Here is a 20,077-nt window from a genome sequence, read left to right as displayed (position 1 = left end):
CAGTTTACCCATCAGCTACCACTTAATCCATATAGGCGAAGCCGTCGCCGGAAACCATACTGGCTTCACATTCCAGCGCGGCTTCACCTTCCCGGTTTTCGCTTCTCCGCCTGTTGTCAGGGCTCACCGCGCTCCTTGCCTTACCCCCTACGGAGGTTGTTATGGGCGTAGTTCCGAGCCACGCGTTCGTCCGCACACTCGACGACGCGGTCCTGCCCGATCTGTGGCGCCGGCGCACCCAGTTGTCCGCCGACGAAATGGTGTCGATGGTCGAACTGGTCAAGCGGGCTTTGCGGACCTATCATCCGCTGGAGTTGCAGGCGCTCGGCGACGATAAGGAAGAACTGGTCGCCCAGTTCATTTACGCCAAGGTGCTGCGGCTCGCGCCAGGTCACACGGAAACCAACGCGTGCGCCGAGAGCGCGCCGTCCAACGGTTACGCATTGTGCGCGTATTTCCGCCGTTATCTGATCGATTGCCTGCGCAGCGCCGGCCATCAGCGCAACGTGTCGATGGAAAACGAAGGCATGGCGCACGAAATCGATCTGCACGCACAGGCGCTGGAAGATCCGGTGGCTAGCGTGCTGCTGCAATACGGCCTCGACGAGCAACGCGTGCGCAGCGCCGCGCGCGCGTTCATCGAGGGGCTCGACGAGCCCGAGCGGATCGTACTGGCCGGCAGTCTCGGCTGGTGTTCGGAAGGGAAAGGCGGTCTGTCGGCGGTTGCGGCTCAGCATCGGGTGCCCTCTTATCACTATCGCGCCGTCAAACTCGGCGTCACCATGAAAAAGACGGCCGGCGCCGACGAATTTTCCAATACCAAGATCGGCCGCTGGTTGACGGACCAACTCGGCATCGAGATCGAGATCGAGAACCGCTCGGCGATTCTGCTTGCACTGAACCTGCTGGCAGCCGAATCGAGCGACAGCGAAATGAATGAAGCAGCCGCGTAATTGCGCACGCTGCCCGCCCTTCCCCGCATTCCGTTCCTGACGAGGTGGTCTTGATGAATCGCTTATCGAGCGCCGTAACGGCGATGAAAGCGCATTACGACGTAGTGGTAGTGGGTTCGGGCTACGGCGGCGCGATCGCCGCGAGCCGCATGGCGCGCGCCGGACTCAGCGTCTGCGTGCTGGAACGCGGGCGCGAATTCATGGCGGGCGAGTACCCTCGCACACCGTTTCAGGGCGCCGAAGAGGTGCAGTACAACACGGCCCTCGCGCACGTCGGCTCGCCGCTCGCGCTGCTTGAAGTGCACGTGAACGACGATGTCAACGCGGTGGTCGGCTGCGGTCTGGGCGGCACCTCGCTGATCAACGCGAATGTCGCGCTCGAAGCCGATCCGCGCCTGTGGGACGATCCGCGCTGGCCGAAGGCGCTGCGCGACGATGCGGCGGGCCGCGAGCACGGCTATGCGCTCGCGCGCGCGATGCTGCAACCGTCGCCGGTGCCCGGCAGTTATCCGGCGTTGCCGAAACTGCAGGCGCTCGAAAAATCGGCCCGGGCGCTCGGCATGGCGGACCGCTTCAGCCGCCCGCCGATCACCGTCACGTTCGAGAATCGCGTGAACGCCGCGGGCGTTGAACAGAAGGCCTGCGTGGGCTGCGGCGATTGCAATTCGGGCTGCAATTACGACGCGAAAAATTCGACGCATATGAACTATCTGCCCGATGCCGTTGCGCACGGCGCGCAGATTTTCACGGGCGCCGCCGTGCATTCGGTGTTGCGCGACGCGGCCACGCAGCAATGGACGGTGCGCTATCAGCTGGTGAGTCTCGGCCGCGAAAGTTACGGCGCGCCCGATCTGTTCGTCAGCGCCGATCTCGTCATCGTGTCGGCCGGCACGATCGGTTCGACCGCGCTGCTGTTGCGCTCGCGTGAAGCGGGCCTGAGCGTGTCGGCCCTGCTCGGCGAACATTTCACCGGCAACGGCGACGTGCTCTCCTTCGCGTACAACACCGACGACATCATCAACGGCGTTGGCTGGGGCACGCACACGCCGGGGCAAATTCCGCCGGTCGGGCCGACCATTACCGGCCTGATCGATCATCGCGATACCGCGAATGTGAGAGACGGTTTCGTGATCGAAGAAGGCTCGCTCGCCGGCCCGGTCGGCGCGGCGCTCGTCGGCCTGCTCGGCGCCGCCGCGCCGCTCGAAGGCGTGGATGTTGGCGGCGCGCCGAGCGCCGAGCGACAACTCGCGTACGACGCCCGCGTGCTCGAAAGCTTTCTGCGCGGTCCGTATCGTGGCGCGCTGAACCACACGCAAAGCTATCTCGTGATGGCGCACGACGACGAAAGCGGTCAGATTCACGTCGACGACAAGGGCCAGCCGCGCATCGTATGGAAAAACGCCGGCAAGCAGCCGATCTTTGCAACGGTCGAGCAAACCCTCGAACAGGCAACGGTGCCGCTCGGCGGCAAATATCTGCGCAATCCGATTTCCACCGACATTGCCGGCAATCGCACCGTCACCGTGCATCCGCTTGGCGGCTGCGGCATGGGCGAAGATGCGGAGCACGGCGTGGTCGATCACCTGGGCCGCGTTTTCAATGGCGCGGCGGGCACGGCGGTGCACGAAGGCCTCTATGTGATGGACGGCGCCGTCATGCCGATCTCGCTCGGCGTCAATCCGCTGCTGACCATTTCCGCGCTGGCCGAGCGTAACTGTGCGCTGCTCGCCGCGTCGCGCGACCGGCAGATCGACTATACGGCCAAGGGCACGGCCGCCACGCCGCCCGCGCCAAAGATCGGCTTGCGCTTCACGGAGACGATGATCGGCACGTACACGCCGGCAGTCGCGATCGCGGGACAAGCCGCTACGAGTCCGATCGAATTCACGCTGACTGTCGAATCCGACGATCTCGCCGACATGCTCAGCAACCCGCAACACCTGGCTCACACCGCCGGCACGCTGACCTGTCCCGCGCTTTCCGCGCAACCGCTGACGATCGTCGACGGCACGTTCAATCTGTTCGTGGTCAGCGAGTCCGATGTGGACGAACGCAACATGAACTACCGGATGACGCTTGCCTCCACCGAAGGCAATACGTACTGCCTGACGGGGCAAAAAATCATCACGCGCACCTCGCCGATCAATCTCTGGGCGCAGACCAACACGCTGTACGCCGAGATTCGCGCGGGCGCGCAAACCACCGGACCCGTGCTCGGCAAAGCAACGCTGATCATCACGCCTGAGAACTTCCTCAAGCAGCAACGCACACTTGAAGTCACCAACACGCCCGACCTGGAAACGCGCCTCGAATGGACGCTGAAGTTCGGCAAGTTTTTTGCGGGCGTGCTGTTCACCGAATACGGCGGCGTGGCCGCGCCACTGGAATTCTTCGACACCAAGGCCGCGCCGCGTCTGAAGCGGGCATTGCGCGCGCCCGCGCCGCAGATCATGTACTTCGATACGCCCGACGGCACGACCTTGCGGCTGACCCGTTACTTCGATCCGGCGAATAAAACCTCGCGCCCGTTGCTGCTGATTCACGGCTCGGGCGTTTCCAGCCGGATCTTTTCCACCGACCTGATCGCGACCAACCTCGTCGAATATCTGTGCGCTTGCGGCTATGACGTGTGGCTCGTCGATCTGCGCGTCAGTATCGAGTTACCCAGCGTGCTGGTGCCGACCAATGTCGACAAGGTCGCGCGCGAAGACATTCCGGCCGCCATCGCCAAAATACGCGAAGTGAGCGGCGTGCCCAAGATTCAGGTGCTCGGCCACTGCATGGGCGGCCTGGCGTTGAGCATGTCGCTGCTATATGGCCTCGAAGGCGTGCGCTCGGCGGTGATTTCCCAGGTGTCGACGCATCCGGTGCCGGGCACGTTGCAGAAGATCAAGGCCGGCCTGCATATTCCCGGCATCATGCAGCATCTCGGCGTGCGCGATCTGACCGCGTACACGCAGCACCGTTCATGGCCGAAGAACCTGTTCGACGAAGCGCTCAAGTTCTACCCGCTCGATCACGACGAAGGCTGCGGCAACCCGATCTGCCATCGCGCGACGTTTCTCTACGGCCTGCTCTACGAACACGCGAAACTGAACGAGACGCTGCATCAGAACCTGCAGGAACTGTTCGGCATTCACGACATGGAGGTATTCAAACATCTCGCCGCGATGGTGCGGGCCGGCCAGGTTGTCGATGCCGAAGGCCGCGATGTTTATCTGGGCGGAACGGACGGCTCGAAGGGACTGGAGGGAATGCGTCTGCCGCTCGGTTTCATTCACGGCGAGCGAAACGAAACCTATCTGCCCGAAAGTACGCAGCTCACGTTCGACATGCTGACGCGCGCCTTTCCCGAGCAGCCTTACGAACGGCATCTGATTCCCGACTATGGACATATCGACTGCATTTTCGGCAAGGATGCCGTGGTGGATGTGTACCCGGTGATCGCGAAGTATCTCGACGCGCATTGACGGCGAGCGAGCGCGGCACGACAGGGGCTCGTTCAGGTATGGTACGGATGACGGGGCGATGACACGCTTCACCCCGTCATCCTCCCAACACTGCACACTGTCATTTCAATGCCGATGCCGATGAGATCCTTCTTTCTCGCCATGTTCACCGCCGGGCTGCTGGGCAGCACCGTGGCCGCCGCCAACGTCCAGGCGGCCGAACTCAAGGTCATGAGTTCCGGCGGCTTCACCGCCGCCTACAAGCTGCTCGGTCCAAAGTTCACCGCATCGACCGGCAATACGCTCGACACGATCCTCGGACCGTCGATGGGTCAATCGCCGGAAGCCATTCCCAACCGCCTCGCACGCGGCGAACCCGCCGACGTGGTCATCATGGTCGGCTACGCGCTCGACGATCTGATCAAGCAAGGCAAGGTGATACCCGGCTCGCGTGTCGAACTGGCGGATTCGCGGATCGGCATGGCCGTGCGCGACGGTGCGCCCAAGCCGGATATCGGTTCGGTCGAGGGGCTGAAAAACACCCTGCTGCACGCAAAGTCGATTGCCTATTCGGATAGCGCGAGCGGCGTCTATATCGAGCGCGAACTCTTCAAGCGGCTGGGCATCGAGGACCAGGTGAAGGCCAAAGCGAAGATGATTCCGAAGATCCCGGTCGCGTCGGTCGTCGCCAATGGCGACTATGAAGTCGGCTTTCAGCAGGTCAGCGAGTTGCTGCCGGTGGCGGGCGCCACGTTCGTCGGCAAGATTCCGGAATCGGTGCAATCCGTCACGCGCTATGCCGCGGGTATTCCTGTCGGCGCGCCGCATCCGCAGGAAGCGAAAGCGCTGCTCGAGTATCTGGCGTCGCCGGATGCGCAGGCGGCGGTCAGGTCGACCGGCATGGATTCGGTGCCCGCGCACTGAGGTCATTCCTGACGCCACGGTGGGCCGGGGGCGCTCATTGCGCCCTCACCCACTCAACCCGCAACTTATCCCATCAAAACAGCTTGCCCGGATTCAGAATCCCGTGCGGGTCCAGCGCATGTTTGATCGCGGCCATGGCCGCCAGCTCCGCCGGCGAGCGCGAGATCGGCAAGAACTCGCGCTTGAGCAAACCGATTCCGTGTTCCGCCGACACCGAGCCGTGCAACGGCCCGAGCATCTCGTAGACGAACGCGTACACCGCATGATGCGTGACGCCGGGAATCGAATGACCGTCGACGGTCACATGCAGATTCGAATCGCCGATATGCCCGAAGAAATACGATTCATTGCCGGGCCAGCGCTGATCGAGCGCGGCGCGGCACCGGTCGACGAACGCGCCGATGCCGCCGATCGGCAGACTCACATCGAAATTGATCGCGTCGAGCCGCACCGGAAACTCCGCCGTGCATTCGCGGATCGCCCATAACGCGCGCACGTCGGCCACCGATTGCGCGATCACCGCATCGCGAATTGCGCCTTCATCGAGCGCTTCGGTCAGCACGGCGGCGAAACGCTCGCCGTCGTCGCCGGCATCGAAACTCGCATGCTCGATCAACGCGTACAGCGGATGAGACTCGGCGAACGGCGAACGTGTACCCGTCAGCTTCACGCCAAAGTCGTAGAAATCCGGCCACATGATTTCGAACGCGCCGATGTCGTTGCCGAAACGCGTCGATAGACGGCGCAGCAGGCTCACTGCGGCGTCGTAATCGTCGAGCGCGACCAGCGCCGTATGACGCGCGGCGCGCGGCGGATGCAGCCGCAACACCGCGCGCGTGATCACACCGAGCGTGCCTTCCGAGCCGATAAACCAGTGCTTCAGGTCATAGCCGGTGTTGTTCTTCACCATCTTGCCGAGCGACGTCAGCACATCGCCATTGGCAAGCACAACCTCGAGCCCCAGCACCTGATCGCGCGCGGTGCCGGACTGGATCACGCGATTGCCGCCCGCATTCGTCGCGAGATTGCCGCCGATCTGGCACGAGCCGCGCGCGCCGAGATCGAGCGCGAGTTCGAAGCCGGCTTCCGCCGCGGCTTCCTGAGCCGTTTGCAAGGTGGTGCCGGCGCGCACGGTCAGCGTGGCCGACGCGGCGTCGATTTCCTCGACACCGTTCAATCGTTCCAGCGACAACGCGATATCCGTGGCCCGCGCAATCGCCCCGCCCGCGAGGCCCGTCATGCCACCCTGCGGCACCACCGGCTGATGCGCCGCGTGGCAAATGGCCAGCGCGTGCGATACGTCTTCGGTAGTACGCGGCAGCAGCAACGCTGCCGGGCGCGTTGGGTCGTGACGCGTCCAGTCGGTCAATGCGCGTTCGCCGATCTGCTCGCCCACGCGGACCGCGTCGTCGCCTAACGCGGCGCGCAGTGCGTCGAGTGTCGACGCCAGCGGCGCCGAGTCGTTTGTCTTTCCGTTATCTGTCATGCAGGAGTTCCTTGCGCGCCTTCAGCTTTGCGCTTCTTCCGCGCGTTTCTTTCGATAGCCCATCGAATCGTTAATGCGCCCGAGAATATAGTCGCCCGCGGCGACCGGCTGATAGCCGATCTCGGCTTCGTTAGCGCCGAGTTCGCGCGGATCGACGCTCGCGCCGTAAGTCGGATCATAGAACGTTGCGATCGAATAGCGCTCGCGACCCGACGCATTGATCACGCGGTGCAAGGTGGAGCGAAAGCGGTCGTTGGTCCAGCGCGCCAGCAGATCGCCCACATTCACCACGAAGCTCCCCTCCACCGGCGGCGCGTCGACCCACGTATCGTTGGCGATTTCGCGCACCTGCAGGCCGCCCACCTGATCCTGCCACAGCAACGTGATACAGCCGTAGTCGGTATGCGGCGCGACGCCGAACTGATCCGCGTCCGACTGGGGCGGTTGCGGCGGATAGTAGACCATCTGCGTGCGCTGCATCCGCTTGGTATAACGCGGCGCGAAGAAATGCTCGTCGACGCCGAGGCTCACCGCGACCGCGCGCAGCAGATCGGCGCCGCAGGCCGCAACCGACTCGTAGTAGCCGTACAACGCGGGACGCAGTTCAGGCATGAAGTCCGGCCAGTTATTCGGGCCACGCAGCGCCTGACCGGCGAGCACGTCGGGATCGTCCTCCGGCAGTTCGAGACCGATGCTGAAAAACTCCTTGTAGTCGGGACGTTTGGCCTGGTACATGGTCGCATCGCCCAACGCATTGAACCCGCGATGCCGATGATTGACCGCCGCGCGCCGTTTGGTCTCCACGGGGAACGCGAAGAATTCGCGCGCCGCCTGTTCCGCGGCATCGATCGACGTTTGCGGCACGCCATGATTGATGATGTAAAAGAAGCCGATCGTCGTACACGCCTCGTGAATTTCACCCGCCACGCGCTGCAAGGCCTGCGGGTCGCCCGCGCGAACGCCGGCAAGATCGATGATCGGAATGCGGGTCACAGGCATCGCGTGGCTCCCTGAAAGGCCGTTGCAATCTACTGACGAAAATACCGACGAAAAAGCGCCGCGCGCTTCGTGCATGTGCAGTTGTATATACCGCCAAAAGCACCCCCGCAAGTTGCGTTGCAATGCGCTGGGTTAGGGCTTTTCTCTAGTCGCCGGTTTATTTTTTTCGCGGGAAAAACGCGGTATATACTGCCTCGCATGACTCGCGCCGGGCTTGAACGCTGACCGCTCATCGCTCACCGATTTCGCGCGACACCGCTTTGCCCACCGGAGAATCCCATGAGTATCCTTGCAGGCTGGAAGTGTCGTCTGTTGATGTTGGCGTTGTGCGCGGCAAGCGTCACCGCGCACGCGGAAGATCAACTCGCCAAAGTGAAGAAAGCCGGCGAACTGGTGGTCGGCACCGAGATGCAGTTCGCGCCGTTCGACTTCCTCGAAAACGGTCAGCAATCCGGCTTCAATAAAGATCTGTTCGCCGAGGTCGGCAAGGAAATGGGCGTGAAGGTGCGCTTTATCGACCTGCCGTGGCCGAGCGTGCTGCCGGGTCTGGAAGCGGGAAAATTCGACATGGTGGGCGGCCCGCTGACGGTCACCAAGGCGCGCATGGAACGCTATACGTACACGCTGCCCATCGCCGACGCCACCGACGCGCTGCTCAAACGCGCGAACGACACCGCGCTCAAACAATCGTCGGATATCGCCGGCAAGACGGTCGGCGCGGGCAAGGGCTCGGCGCAGCTCGACCAGCTGAAGACCTACGTCGCGACGCTGCCGAAACCGCCTGAAATCCGCGAATACGTCGACAACAATCAGGCTTACGCCGACCTCGCCGCCGGCCGGATCGCAGCGGTCGCGAACTCCATGACCAACATTGCGTATGTGGCCAAGCAGCGCCCGGAGACGTTCGCCGTGGTGCAGCCGCCGTTCGGTGCAAAGGTGTACTTTGCCTACTGCCTGCGTAAAGACGCGGACAGCAAGCCGCTCGCCGACGCGTTCAACGCCGCGCTCGTGAAAATGCACAACGACGGCCGCCTCGCGGCGTTGCAGAAGAAATGGTTCGGCGTGGCGATGGATGCGCCGACCACGATGCCGATGCCGAACTATTGATCGCGTGAGAGTGCGACGCTTATGTTCAGCACGACCGTCTTCGTTCAGGGCTTGCCGCTGCTGTTGCACGCGGCGCTCGCCACCATCGGCATTTCGCTGACGGGGCTCCTGATCGGCTTCTTCGTCGCGATCGGCGTATGCGCCGCGCGACTCTCGCCGAAGCGCGCCGCCCGCCTGTTCGGCGGCGCCTACGTGTTCTTCTTTCGCGGCGTGCCGATGCTGGTGCAACTGCTGCTGGTGTACTACCTGCTGCCGTTCGCGGGCATCAACGTGTCGCCGATCGTCGCCGCGATCAGCGCCGTGTCGCTGTGCTCCGCGTCGTATATCGCCGAAATCCTGCGCGGCGGTTTCCTCAGTATTCCGCCCGGTCATCTCGAAGCCGCGCGCATGCTCGGCCTTTCGCCGTTCGACATGCTGCGGCGCATTCTCGTGCCGCAAGCCATTCGTTTGACGCTGCCTTCGCTCGTCAACGAAATGGTGCTGCTGATCAAGGCTTCTTCGCTGATCTCGGTGGTGGGTGTGGCCGAGTTGACGCGCACCGCGCAGAACATTGCCGCCAGCACGTACCGGCCGCTCGAAGCGTATCTGGCCGCCGGGCTGATCTACTTCGCGATCTGCGGCACGCTCGCGCTCGTCGCGCATGCCGCCGAATACCGGCTGCAACACGCCTGACCGACTCCGGACCCACGTCATGCAACAGTTCGATCCGACCGTCATCACGCACAACCTTCAGCCGATCGCCGCGGGCTTCGCGACGACGCTCGGCACGTGGATCGCGGGCGTCGTGCTTGGCCTGCTGATCGGCTTTCTGATCGCCGTGCTGCAACTCTTTTGCGGACGCTGGGTGCGCGGCCTATTGCGCTTCTATATCGAACTGTTTCGCGGCACGCCGTTTCTCGTGCAACTGTTTCTGCTCTACTACGGCGGCCCGTCGTTCGGCCTCACGCTCGAACCGATGACCGCCGGCGTACTGGGTCTCGGTCTCTACGGCAGCGCGTATTTCGCCGAGGCGTTCCGCTCCGGATTTCAGTCGGTGCCGCCGGGTCATCTCGAAGCGGCGTCGTGTCTCGGGCTCACGCGCTGGCAAGCGGTGCTGCGCATTCAGGCGCCGCAAATGCTGGTGCTGATCGTGCCCGCGCTGACCAACCTGATCATCGTGCTGAGCAAGGAGACGGCGGTGCTGTCCATCGTCACCGTGCCCGAACTCACCTTCGTGCTGACCGGCATCGGCTCGGCTACTTTCGCTTTCGTCGAAACCTTGCTGGCGCTGTGCGTGTGTTATCTCGCGCTGGTCGAGCTGACCTCGCGCGCGGGCATGTGGGCCGAGACCCGCGTCGCACGTTTCATGGCATGAACGCACTCCGGACTCCCTGATGAACGCTATCGCCGACATGCCCTCCTCCACGTCCTCCGCCACCACGGCAACAAGCGCAGCCGCGCCGCTGATCGAAGTGCGCGACCTGCGCAAACGCTTCGGTGAAGTCCAGGTACTGCGCGGCGTCGATCTCGATATCGCGCGCTCCGAAGTGGTGTGCATCATCGGGCCGTCGGGTTCGGGAAAAAGCACGCTGCTGCGCTGCCTCGCCGCACTCGAGACTTACGATCAGGGCGACGTGCGGATAGAAGGCGAATTGCTCGGCTATAGCGAGCGCAACGGCAAACGCGTGCGAGCCTCGCAAGGCGAGATCAATCGCGTGCGGCGCAACGTCGGCATGGTGTTTCAGCAGTTCAATCTGTGGCCGCACATGACAGCGCTCGGCAACGTGATGGAAGCGCTGCTGCGCGTTCGGCATCTATCGCGCGACGAAGCGCGCCGCCGCGCCAATGCGATGCTCGACACCGTCGGCCTCGCGCACAAGGGCGACGCCTACCCGGCGAAACTCTCGGGCGGTCAGCAGCAACGCGTGGCGATTGCGCGCGCGCTGGCCATGGAGCCGCACATCATGTTGTTCGACGAACCGACCTCGGCGCTCGATCCGGAGCTGGTGGGCGAAGTGCTGCAGGTGATGAAGCAGCTCGCGCGCGACGGCATGACGATGGCCGTGGTCACGCACGAAATGGGCTTTGCCGCGCAGGTCGCCGACAAGGTCATGTTCATCGATCAAGGCCGCATCGCCGTGCAGGGCGCGCCACGCGAAGTCTTTCACGACGCGGGCCAGCCGCGCTTGCGGCAGTTCCTGCAAAACTACTTCGACCGCAACGCGTTCTGGGCGCGCGGTCCCGACGACGCGCCGACGCCATGAACACGCGCGCTGCCACGGCGCCGGCCGCGCGCTACGAACAGGTCAAGCATCACATTCGCCGCATCATCGAATCGGGTGAGCGCCAGGCGGGCGACCGGCTGCCCTCCGAACTGGATCTGGTCGCGACGCTCAGCGTGTCGCGCATGACGGTGAATCGCGCGCTGCGCGAACTCGCCGACGAAGGGCTCGTGACGCGCGTATCCGGCGTCGGCACATTCGTCGCGCAAACCAAGCCGCAATCCACGCTGCTGATGATCGCCCATATCGGCGACGAAATCCGTTCACGGGGTCACGAATACCGCTACGACACGGTGCTGTCGCAACGCGAAACGGCGTCGGTGATGGTGTCGAACGCGCTGGGGCTCGCGCCTGGCGCGTCGGTGTTTCATGTGATCTGCGTGCACCGCGAGAACGGCTTGCCGGTGCAACTGGAAGACCGCTACGTGAATCCCGCGACCGCGCCCGAATTCTTGCAGCAGGATTTCGCCACGGTCAGGCCGTCCGAGTATCTGTATGCCGTGGTGCCGGCGCACGACGTCGAGCACGTTGTCGACGCGGGTCTGCCGACGCGCGCCGAAGCCGAACTGCTCGAAATGCGCGCCGAAGAACCCTGTCTTACGCTAATGCGCCGAACGTGGACGAGCGGCGTGGCGGTGACCTTCGCGCGCTTCGTGCATCCGGGTTCGCGCTACCGGCTGGGTTGCCGGTTTTCGCCGGATCTGTCGCAGCGCCAGGGCTAATGCAAGACGCAAGACGTCAGATGCAGGACGCCAGGCGCTGAAAACACTCAAAGCGCCCCAAGCGCGCTAAACGTTCCCCGCCAGATGAAAACGCGACGCCGGGTGCCACAACTGCACCGACGTCGCGACATGGTCACCCACCCACGTCCGTCGCCATAGCTGCAAACACGGCTCGCCGATATCCATCATCAGATGACGGCGCACGTACGCGTCGGGCTTCTGCGCATAGATGCGGAATTCCGCGCGCTGGATCGGCGCGAGCCGCACCATGTAGTGGTTCGGCGTCTCGACGGTGAAGTCCTGTTGCAGGTACTCGGGGAACACCTTCGGGTTGACGTAGCGGTCCTCGTACTGGATCGGCTCACCCTCTTCGCTGTGCACGATGCACGAATGAAATGCCGGGCCGCCGGCGAGGCCGAGCGCTTCGAGCGCCTCCGGGTCGTCGCTCGGTTCGAGCGTCAGCACGCGCGCCGAATGACGATGCCCGCGTGCGGCGATTTCGTCGGCGATATTGCGGATCTCCAGCACGGTCGACTCGTAGCGCTGCGGCGCGACGAAAGTGCCGGACCCTTGCACGCGCGTCAGCACGCGTTCGGTGGTCAGTTCGCGCAGTGCGCGCGAGACCGTCATGCGCGCCACGCCGAATTCCTTGACGAGTTCGGTTTCGGACGGAATCAGGCCGCCCGGTTTCCAGTCGCCTTCGCTAATGCGCCGGATCACGTAGCGCTTGATCTGTTCATACGCGGGCATGGCCTTCGCCGGCGTCTCCTGACAGCGTTCCTGCGTCTCTGCGGGTTGCGCGTTTATCGTTGTGTTCACTGCGACCTCGTGGGTGGTACGCGGGTTGATCAAGCCGTACGCGCCCCGCCGTGCCCGTTGTCGAGCGACATGAGCGGGACGTTCGCAACGTTCGCGGCGGCGCGCACCTTGCCCGCCGCCGCCAGATTCGTGACGGTTGCAGGCGCAACCAGATTCGCGCCCTCCGCCGACGTGACCGGCCGAGGCCCAATGTTACCCGGGTTCGGCAGCGGTGGCGGCGTCTGATCGGCGATCAGGCGAAACGCAACGCTCATGTCGTGCGCGAGCGGCCGGTCGTCGCGATAGGTCGGCACGACGCGCCGCACGCGTTGCCATAGCGCCTCGGTGTGCGGCGCGCGCGGCGCGTCGATGCTTTGCAGGTCGTACGCTTGCGCGGCCGCCAGCAATTCGATCGCGACGATGCGCCCGGCGTTGTCGACGATTTCCAGCGCCTTCAGCGCAGCCGGCGTGGCGTGGCACAGGTGATCTTCCTGCAAGCCCGAGGTGATGCCGCCGTCGAGACTCGCCGGCAATGCCAGACGCCGGTTCTGCGCGACCAGCGAAGCCGCCGTGTACTGCGCGATCATGAAGCCGGAACACGAGCCGCCCGGCTGCGCGAGAAACGCCGGCAAGCCGCTCACCAGCGGATTGACGAGGCGGTCGAGGCGCCGCTCGGCCATGGCCGCGACTTGCGCGATCGCGGTGGCGAGGCTGTCCATGGCCAGCGCGATCGACGCGCCCACCGCATGCGCCTGCGAATAGACGCGCGGCGCGTCCGGTGTCCCGGCGACGATCGGGTTATCGGTAATCGAAGCGAGTTCGCGATTGACCACGTCGGCGGTCGCGGCGAGCACGTCGCGCGCGGCGCCGTGCACGTGCGGAATGGTCCGCATGCTCAACGGGTCCTGGGTGCGCTGGCCGACCACCGCCGCCAGAATGCCGCTGTCGGCGAGCGCGGTGCGCATGCGTTCGCCCACCTGGGTCAAGCCCGGCGAAATGCGCAAGGCGAGCGAGTCTTCATCGAACGCGGCGAGTTGGCCGCGCAGATTCTCGAAGCTCATCGCAGCGACCAGATCGGTCCAGTCGAGCAGACGCGCCGCGCGCGCCAGCGCCAACGCGGCCAGACCCGCGACGCACGGCGTGCCGTTGACGAGACTCAAGCCTTCTTTCGCTTCGAGCACCAGCGGTTCGAGCCCGAGCCGCTGCAACGCGTCGCGTCCCGTGAGCCGTTCGCCGCGATAGCGCACGTGTCCTTCACCAATGCAAACGAGCGCGATATGCGCCATATGACTCAGATAACCGACCGAGCCGAACGCCGGCACTTCCGGCAAACAATCGGCATTGAGCAGGGCCACCAGTTGATCCGCCACTTCGAGGCGAATGCCGGAGTGCCCATGCGCGAAGTTGTTGACGGCCGCGGCCATGATCGCGCGTGTCTCGGCGACACCGAGCGGCGCGCCGACGCCGACCGCGTGGCTCATCAGAATGTTGCGCGACAAGCTGCGCTGTTCGGCCGGCGAGACGATCACGTCGCACAACGCGCCCACACCCGTGTTCACGCCATACGCGCGAATGCCGCGCGCGACGATCTGCTCGACGAGCACGCGCGCCGCGGCGATGCGCGCGCGGGCGCCGGTGGCAAGTTCGAGCGGTTCGCCGGCGGCGACAGCCGCCACCTGAGCCCAGTCGAGAGGACGATCGGAACGGATCACGGCCATGGTAGTGCTCTGCTCAGTGGTGAGCCCGGCGACGCGGCCGGGCGAATACAGCATGCTCACGCAACCGGGCGACGCCGCCCGGCAATGCGGCTCAATTGGTAGTGCGGTCCTGATGGCTCGACACGAATTGCCGGAAGCGATCCGACTTGCACTCGACGAACACTTCGTCCGGCGTGCCGTCGGCTTCCACCTGGCCTTGATGCAGGAACATCACGCGATTCGATACGTGGCGCGCGAAACCCATTTCGTGCGTGACGACCAGCATGGTGCGGCCTTCTTCCGCGAGCGAACGCATCACGCGCAACACTTCGCCCACCAGTTCCGGATCGAGCGCCGAAGTCGGTTCGTCGAACAGCATCACTTTCGGATGCATGGCCAACGCGCGCGCAATCGCCACACGCTGCTGCTGACCGCCCGACAGATGCGCCGGATAGTGGCCGCGTTTTTCCGCGAGGCCGACTTTTGCGAGCAACGCTTCGGCCTCTTCGACCGATTCCGCGCGGCTGCGCTTTTGCACGCGCATCGGCCCTTCGATCAGATTCTCCAGCACGGTCATATGCGACCACAGGTTGAAGTTCTGAAACACCATGCCGAGTTGCGACCGCACGCGGTCCACCTGGCGGCGGTCGCTCGGTTGCAGCTTGCCGTCGCCGCGGCGCTTCATTTTCAACTCTTCGCCGCCCAGCGCGACCGATCCGTCGTCGGGCGTTTCGAGCAGGTTCAGGCAGCGCAGAAACGTGCTCTTGCCCGAGCCGCTCGCGCCGAGAATCGAGATCACGTCGCCCTGATGCGCGTCGAGCGAAATGCCTTTGAGCACGTGGTGCTCGCCGAACGACTTGTGAATGTTCTTGACCGACAGTGCGACGGGAGCCGTAGCGTTCATGGAATTCTCCAGATTCATTCGGGATGGCCGGCCGCTCAGGACGCGGCGCGACGTGCTTCGGATTTCGCGGACACCGCGCGATTCGGCGCGGCTTGCGCGGGCGCGGCGCGCAGATGGCGCGACAGACGCGTCTCCAGCATGCCGAGCAGGCGCACGATGACGAAGTTCAGGAACAGATAGATCAGCGCGGCGCAGATGAATACTTCGGTCGTGCGATAGGTTTGCTGGATGATCTGCTGCGCGACGCCGGTCACTTCCCACACGGTCACGAGGCTCGCGAGCGCGGTCGATTTGACGAGCAGCACGGCTTCGGTCGAATACGCCGGCAGACACTGGCGCAACGCGATCGGCCCGATCACGCGGCGCAACAGCGCGAAGCCCGACAGACCGATCGAATAGCCCGCCTCGATCTGTCCGACCGGCACGGCTATCAATCCGCCGCGAATGATTTCAGCGGTATAGCCGGCCGTACACAAAGCCAGCGATAAAACGGCGCACAGGTAAGGCTCGCGCAGCACCGGCCACAAAAAGCTCTCGCGGATCACGCCGAACTGACCCATGCCGTAGTACACGAGGAACATCTGGATCAGCAGCGGCGATCCGCGAAACACGAGGATATAAGCGCGCGCGAAACGGTTCGGCAGCCAGTGCGGCGACACCCGCATCGTGACGATCACGAGCGACAGCAGGCCGCCCAGAATCAGCGAACAGAAGAACAGCCCGAGCGTGGTCGGCACGGCGGCCAGCAGTTGCTTGAGCGTGTCGAACAGGAAGTCGAAATCGAAATGCATGATGACCGTCCTCGTCAGTTGCGCGCGAAGTTGCGCTTGAAGGACCGGCCCACGCGCGCTTCGGCGCGGTTGAAAACCCGGTTCGAGATGCTGGTCATGACCAGGTACAGCGCGCCGCCCACCACGAAGAACGTGAAGTACTGATGGGTGGAGCCCGCCGCCACCTGGCTGGTGCGCAGCAGTTCGGCGAGCCCCGTGACGGAGATCAGCGCCGAATCCTTCAGGCTCAGTTGCCAGACATTGCCGATGCCCGGCAGCGCGAAGCGCAGCACTTGCGGAATCAGAATGCGGCGCGCCATGGTCAGCGTCGGCATGCCGATCGAGCGCGCGGCTTCGAGTTCGCCGCGCGACACCGCCAGCACTGCGGCGCGGTACACCTCGGCCTGGTACGCGCCGGAGATCATGCCGACCGCGAGCGCGCCGATCACGAACGGCGGCACGCCGACGAAACCGTCCGCGCCGAACCACTGGCCGATGGTCGTCACCAGCGTGGAGCCGCCGAAATAGAACAGATAGATCACGAGCAGTTCGGGCACGCCGCGAAACACCGTGGTGTAGATATCGCCGATCACGCGCAACGTGCGAAACCGCGACAGCTTGGCCGTCGCGATCAGGCCGCCGAATACGGCGCCGACCGCGAGCGCGGCGAGCGTCAGCGCGACTGTCATCAAGGCCGCGAGCAATATCACGCCGCCCCAGCCATCCGGCCCGAAGCCGAGCATCTGTATCAGTGCCATTCCCTACCCCTCATCCATGACGTCGGATCGAATCCGTGGACGTGCGCGGCGCGTGGGTCACACACGCCGCGCAGGCCGTACTCGGAGAATCCCTGCGAAGGACCTTGCATCACTTCCGCGATGCAAGACCGGCGGGACTCACTGAGCGCTCAGCGAATCAAGGCGTGACGTCGGTCTTGAACCACTTGGCGGAGAGCTTCTTGACGGTGCCGTCGGCGAGCGCCGCGCTGATCGCGGTGTCGAACTTCGCTTTCAGATCGGCGTCCTGTTTGCGGAACGCGAGGCCTTCGCCCGGACCCCAGATCGGGCCGCCGATCTTCGGACCGGCCATCACGATCGACGCGGTTTCTTTCTTGTCGATGTTGGCGGCGTAGTACGTCACGTCGTCGAACGACGCGTCGATGCGGCCGTTGGCCAGATCCAGATCGCGCTCGGGCGAGGTCTTGTAGACGCGGATCGTGGCGACGTCCTTGAAGCCGTCGTTGATGAACTTGGTGTAGACCGTGCCCGACTGGATGCCGATTGTCTTACCCTTCAGTTGCTTGCGCAGTGCGTCGACGGTCGGCTGATCGGTTTTCGGATCGCCCGACAGTTTGACCACGCCCGCGCCCGGCGCTGCCTTGGGCAGCACCTTCGCGTCGGCCACCGCGAAGGTGGCCGGCGTGGCGGCGTACGGCTTCGAGAAGGCAATGATCTTTTCACGTTCCGGCGTGATCGAAATCGCGTCCATCAACACGTCGAACTTGCCCGCTTGCAGACCCGGGATCATGCCGTCCCAGTCTTGCGCCACGAGGTTGCATTGCAGCTTGATGCGCTCGCACAGATTCGCGACCAGCTCCGGTTCGAAGCCGCCCAGCTTGCCGCCCGGCAAGGTCAGGTTCCACGGCGCGTAACCGCCTTCCAGCGCGATGGTCACGGTCTTCCAGTCTTTAGCCTGCACCGGTGCCGCGAAAATTGTCGCCGCGCCGAGCACGGCGCCCATCAATGCTTTTGCTAACGTCGTGTGCTTCACTTTCACGTCGAAACTCCTTTGATTGAGGAAACCGTCGAACTGGATGTTCTAACCATCGCTGAATTTGTATAGACAAGTCTGCATGAGTCAAAAAGCCGTCGCAAGGGGTTCGGCGGGAAAATCCGCAGATCATCGGGTAAGCCCCTACCAATGCCTTCTGGCGGGGTTCTGCGGGACAGAACGTTGATTACAGAAGCGTCGTGACGCATGGAATGCGCGCGTCAGCGTGATGCGCTTTGTCTAGACAGGTTGGTGCGTGATGAACCAAGGTGGGAGATGCGGACACGCGCGTGAGCCGCGCCTGACCTCACGCATCGAGCGACGACTCACGAGCCAGCGCTACCAGATGCGCGGTACGAAGCGGTATTTAACGCGGGAGGTGTAGGCGGGATAACCGTCGAGTTCGGCGTTCAGCAGGCGCTCTTCACGTACCGCGCGCCAGCCGATGCCGAGCACCATGATCGGCACGCAGGCAAGTCCCCACCACGAGCCGAGCAGCAAGGGCGTGCCGACAAACAGAAACAGCGCGGCGGCGTACATCGGATGACGCACGTACGCATAGGGACCGCTGTCGATCACCTTGTGGCCACGACTCGCCTGGATCTTCACGACGGGCGCGGCATAGCTGTTAGCGCGAAACACGGCGCGGCACATCACCAGACAAACGACGATGCACAGCGACCCGAGACTCACGAGCGCCACCGGCACCGGCGGCGACCAATGCAGGCGTACGGCGTCGACGCCCATCAGGACCAGCCACGCACTCCACACCAGCGACACGCTCACCATGAACACGCGGTCCCAACGGCTTTGTTGCGCCTGCACGATCGGCGCGAGCCGCTCGGCCAGCAGTCCCGGATCGTGCCGCGCGAGCCACAGCCCGACCCACAGACTCAGCGCGCCCGTCTCGATCAGATACCACCACGCAGCGGGCCACGCGAGCGTGCCGGCCGCGCCGAACAGCAGCACGCCCATGGCGGCGAGCCAGAGCGTCGTTTGCAGAAGGAGACGCGTGATCATGCGGGCCAGTGTCTAAGCGCTGTGCGCCGGTGTGTGCACGCGGTTGAACACCTCGACGAGATCGATGTCGCCGGTATTCAGGCCGAACTGATCGCGCAGGCAGGCCGCGAGTTCGTCCGCGCTGGCGAGTTGCCGTTCGCTGACGATCTCGCCGTCGGCGCCGCGTTCGTTCAACTGGTCGTTGCGCAGCGTGAGCCGGGTGTCGTCGAGCACGCGGCAAACAATCAGCGTGGTGGCAAAAATCGATTCCGGCGCCGTCGACGTGTACCAGTTCGAGGTTTCATAGTCGACCCACTCGACCGCGTGCAGATCGAAGCGATAGACGCGCGTCCAGCTTTCGTCGCGCGCCTGCACGTCGAGGTAAAGCGCGTTGTGCGAGGCATCGGCAAGGCGGAACGTGCCCAGCGGCGTGCGCTGCGCGAGGCCCGCGGCGAGACGCAACGGCGCGGTCAGCGTAACGCTGCCGAAACCGACGTCGACGATCCACGCCTCGTTCTCGAGGTCGATCCGCAGAACCATATGGGTGCGCGGCGGCACCTCGTCGGACTCACGGCCCCACAGTACGCGGGCGAGCAGCGGCGTGACCTTGAAGCCCAGTTGCATCAGCACGTTCGCGAGCAGCGCGTTCTGCTCGAAGCAGTAACCGCCGCGATGATTCGTGACGAGTTTGCGCTCGACCGATTCGAGGTCGAGCTTCACCGCGCGGCGCGTGAACGGGTTCAGGTTCTCGAACGGAATGGCGCGCGGATGCAGCCGGTGCAGCGCCTGCAGCACCTCCAGCGTGGCCGCGCGCGGGCCGTCGTAGCCGATACGGGTGAAGTAATGGTCCAGATTCACGGTGTTTGACATCGGCATGGTCCCGGTTAGGTCTGAGGCGCTGAACGTTGATCGATTTTGTGCCGCGAGGCGGCTTCGGAAAAAGATCATAACGGTTGAGCAATCGCAACGCTTAAGCACGCCGACCTGTGTTATTGCAAACGCATTCGATAAGACCACAACCCTACGTTTTAATTACGTTTTAATTCGCTTTTCATTACGCGCAAATAGCCATTAATAGCAGTCCGTAAAGATCAAAGTTACATGTCAGTAATATTGATGCGAATCGTTCTCATTTGTGTTGACGCACCCATTTCGCATGCGTACGATCTCGCCATCTGCTGTGCCCGGCGTCGCGACCCGTCACAGCAAATCGCAGTCGTGACAGCAACGTCATACCG

At 63.9% G+C, this 20,077-nt stretch carries 18 protein-coding genes; 8 read left to right on the top strand and 10 right to left on the bottom strand.

Annotated elements, in window-relative coordinates:
* Positions 1-161: 161 nt before the first annotated feature.
* The 3 genes from FA94_RS25710 to FA94_RS25700 all read left to right on the top strand — a co-directional run bounded on the left by FA94_RS25710 (position 162) and on the right by FA94_RS25700 (position 5,326).
* Complete coding sequence (locus tag FA94_RS25710) at positions 162-953, top strand: hypothetical protein (protein WP_035556495.1); 792 nt, start codon at positions 162-164, stop codon at positions 951-953.
* A gap of 53 nt (positions 954-1,006) precedes the next feature.
* Positions 1,007-4,423 carry an alpha/beta fold hydrolase gene (locus tag FA94_RS25705; RefSeq protein WP_035556494.1) on the top strand — a complete coding sequence of 1,139 codons (3,417 nt, stop codon included), beginning with the start codon at positions 1,007-1,009 and terminating at the stop codon, positions 4,421-4,423.
* Positions 4,424-4,543: 120 nt separating this feature from the next.
* Positions 4,544-5,326, top strand: coding sequence for a substrate-binding domain-containing protein (locus FA94_RS25700; protein ID WP_035563025.1), 783 nt, complete (start codon positions 4,544-4,546; stop codon positions 5,324-5,326).
* Positions 5,327-5,399: 73 nt separating this feature from the next.
* On the opposite strand, the gene FA94_RS25695 is transcribed toward FA94_RS25700, so the two are convergent.
* Positions 5,400-6,812 carry an FAD-binding oxidoreductase gene (locus FA94_RS25695; RefSeq protein ID WP_035556492.1) on the bottom strand — a complete coding sequence of 471 codons (1,413 nt, stop codon included), beginning with the start codon at positions 6,810-6,812 and terminating at the stop codon, positions 5,400-5,402.
* 21 nt (positions 6,813-6,833) lie between these two features.
* A complete protein-coding gene (locus tag FA94_RS25690) occupies positions 6,834-7,811 on the bottom strand; it encodes an isopenicillin N synthase family dioxygenase (RefSeq protein ID WP_035556491.1) in 978 nt (325 codons plus the stop codon).
* A 279-nt stretch (positions 7,812-8,090) separates the two neighbouring features.
* On the opposite strand from FA94_RS25690, the gene FA94_RS25685 reads away from it, so the two are divergent.
* From FA94_RS25685 to hutC (FA94_RS25665), 5 genes are read left to right on the top strand one after another with little or no spacing between them, the layout of a single operon-like run.
* Positions 8,091-8,918, top strand: a complete 828-nt coding sequence (locus FA94_RS25685) for a transporter substrate-binding domain-containing protein (RefSeq protein WP_035556488.1) — start codon at positions 8,091-8,093, stop codon at positions 8,916-8,918.
* 21 nt (positions 8,919-8,939) lie between these two features.
* Positions 8,940-9,590: an amino acid ABC transporter permease gene (locus FA94_RS25680; RefSeq protein WP_035556486.1), complete on the top strand. Its 651-nt coding sequence runs from the start codon at positions 8,940-8,942 to the stop codon at positions 9,588-9,590.
* Positions 9,591-9,609: 19 nt separating this feature from the next.
* The gene (locus FA94_RS25675; RefSeq protein WP_035556484.1) at positions 9,610-10,272 is read left to right on the top strand and encodes an amino acid ABC transporter permease; all 663 of its coding nucleotides are present in this window, start codon (positions 9,610-9,612) and stop codon (positions 10,270-10,272) included.
* 19 nt (positions 10,273-10,291) lie between these two features.
* Entirely contained in the window at positions 10,292-11,161 is an 870-nt protein-coding gene (locus FA94_RS25670; RefSeq protein ID WP_035556482.1) for an amino acid ABC transporter ATP-binding protein, read from the top strand.
* Entirely contained in the window at positions 11,158-11,901 is a 744-nt protein-coding gene (hutC, locus tag FA94_RS25665; RefSeq protein WP_156126705.1) for a histidine utilization transcriptional repressor HutC, read from the top strand. The genes FA94_RS25670 and hutC (FA94_RS25665) overlap by 4 nt, the downstream gene beginning before the upstream one ends.
* A gap of 66 nt (positions 11,902-11,967) precedes the next feature.
* On the opposite strand, the gene hutC (FA94_RS25660) is transcribed toward hutC (FA94_RS25665), so the two are convergent.
* The 8 genes from hutC (FA94_RS25660) to FA94_RS25625 all read right to left on the bottom strand — a co-directional run bounded on the left by hutC (FA94_RS25660) (position 11,968) and on the right by FA94_RS25625 (position 19,709).
* On the bottom strand, positions 11,968-12,651 hold the full coding sequence (hutC, locus tag FA94_RS25660) for a histidine utilization transcriptional repressor HutC (RefSeq protein ID WP_176060780.1): 684 nt from the start codon (positions 12,649-12,651) through the stop codon (positions 11,968-11,970).
* Positions 12,652-12,749: 98 nt separating this feature from the next.
* Entirely contained in the window at positions 12,750-14,417 is a 1,668-nt protein-coding gene (locus FA94_RS25655) for an HAL/PAL/TAL family ammonia-lyase (protein ID WP_035563019.1), read from the bottom strand.
* Between the two features lie 91 nt (positions 14,418-14,508).
* Complete coding sequence (locus tag FA94_RS25650) at positions 14,509-15,300, bottom strand: ABC transporter ATP-binding protein (RefSeq protein WP_035556477.1); 792 nt, start codon at positions 15,298-15,300, stop codon at positions 14,509-14,511.
* A 35-nt stretch (positions 15,301-15,335) separates the two neighbouring features.
* Positions 15,336-16,091 carry an ABC transporter permease gene (locus tag FA94_RS25645; protein WP_035556475.1) on the bottom strand — a complete coding sequence of 252 codons (756 nt, stop codon included), beginning with the start codon at positions 16,089-16,091 and terminating at the stop codon, positions 15,336-15,338.
* 14 nt (positions 16,092-16,105) lie between these two features.
* A complete protein-coding gene (locus FA94_RS25640; RefSeq protein ID WP_035556473.1) occupies positions 16,106-16,828 on the bottom strand; it encodes an ABC transporter permease in 723 nt (240 codons plus the stop codon).
* A gap of 157 nt (positions 16,829-16,985) precedes the next feature.
* Positions 16,986-17,810, bottom strand: coding sequence for a transporter substrate-binding domain-containing protein (locus FA94_RS25635; RefSeq protein WP_408306954.1), 825 nt, complete (start codon positions 17,808-17,810; stop codon positions 16,986-16,988).
* Positions 17,811-18,179: 369 nt separating this feature from the next.
* Positions 18,180-18,860: a methyltransferase family protein gene (locus FA94_RS25630; RefSeq protein ID WP_035556469.1), complete on the bottom strand. Its 681-nt coding sequence runs from the start codon at positions 18,858-18,860 to the stop codon at positions 18,180-18,182.
* Positions 18,861-18,872: 12 nt separating this feature from the next.
* Positions 18,873-19,709 (bottom strand): arylamine N-acetyltransferase family protein, encoded by an 837-nt coding sequence (locus tag FA94_RS25625; RefSeq protein WP_035563014.1) that lies wholly within the window; start codon positions 19,707-19,709, stop codon positions 18,873-18,875.
* Between the last annotated feature and the right edge of the window lie 368 nt (positions 19,710-20,077).

This window comes from Burkholderia sp. 9120, assembly GCF_000745015.1.
GTDB lineage: Bacteria > Pseudomonadota > Gammaproteobacteria > Burkholderiales > Burkholderiaceae > Paraburkholderia.
Note: the sequence above shows the minus strand (reverse complement) of the source record. Positions and strands in the feature narration are given on the sequence as shown.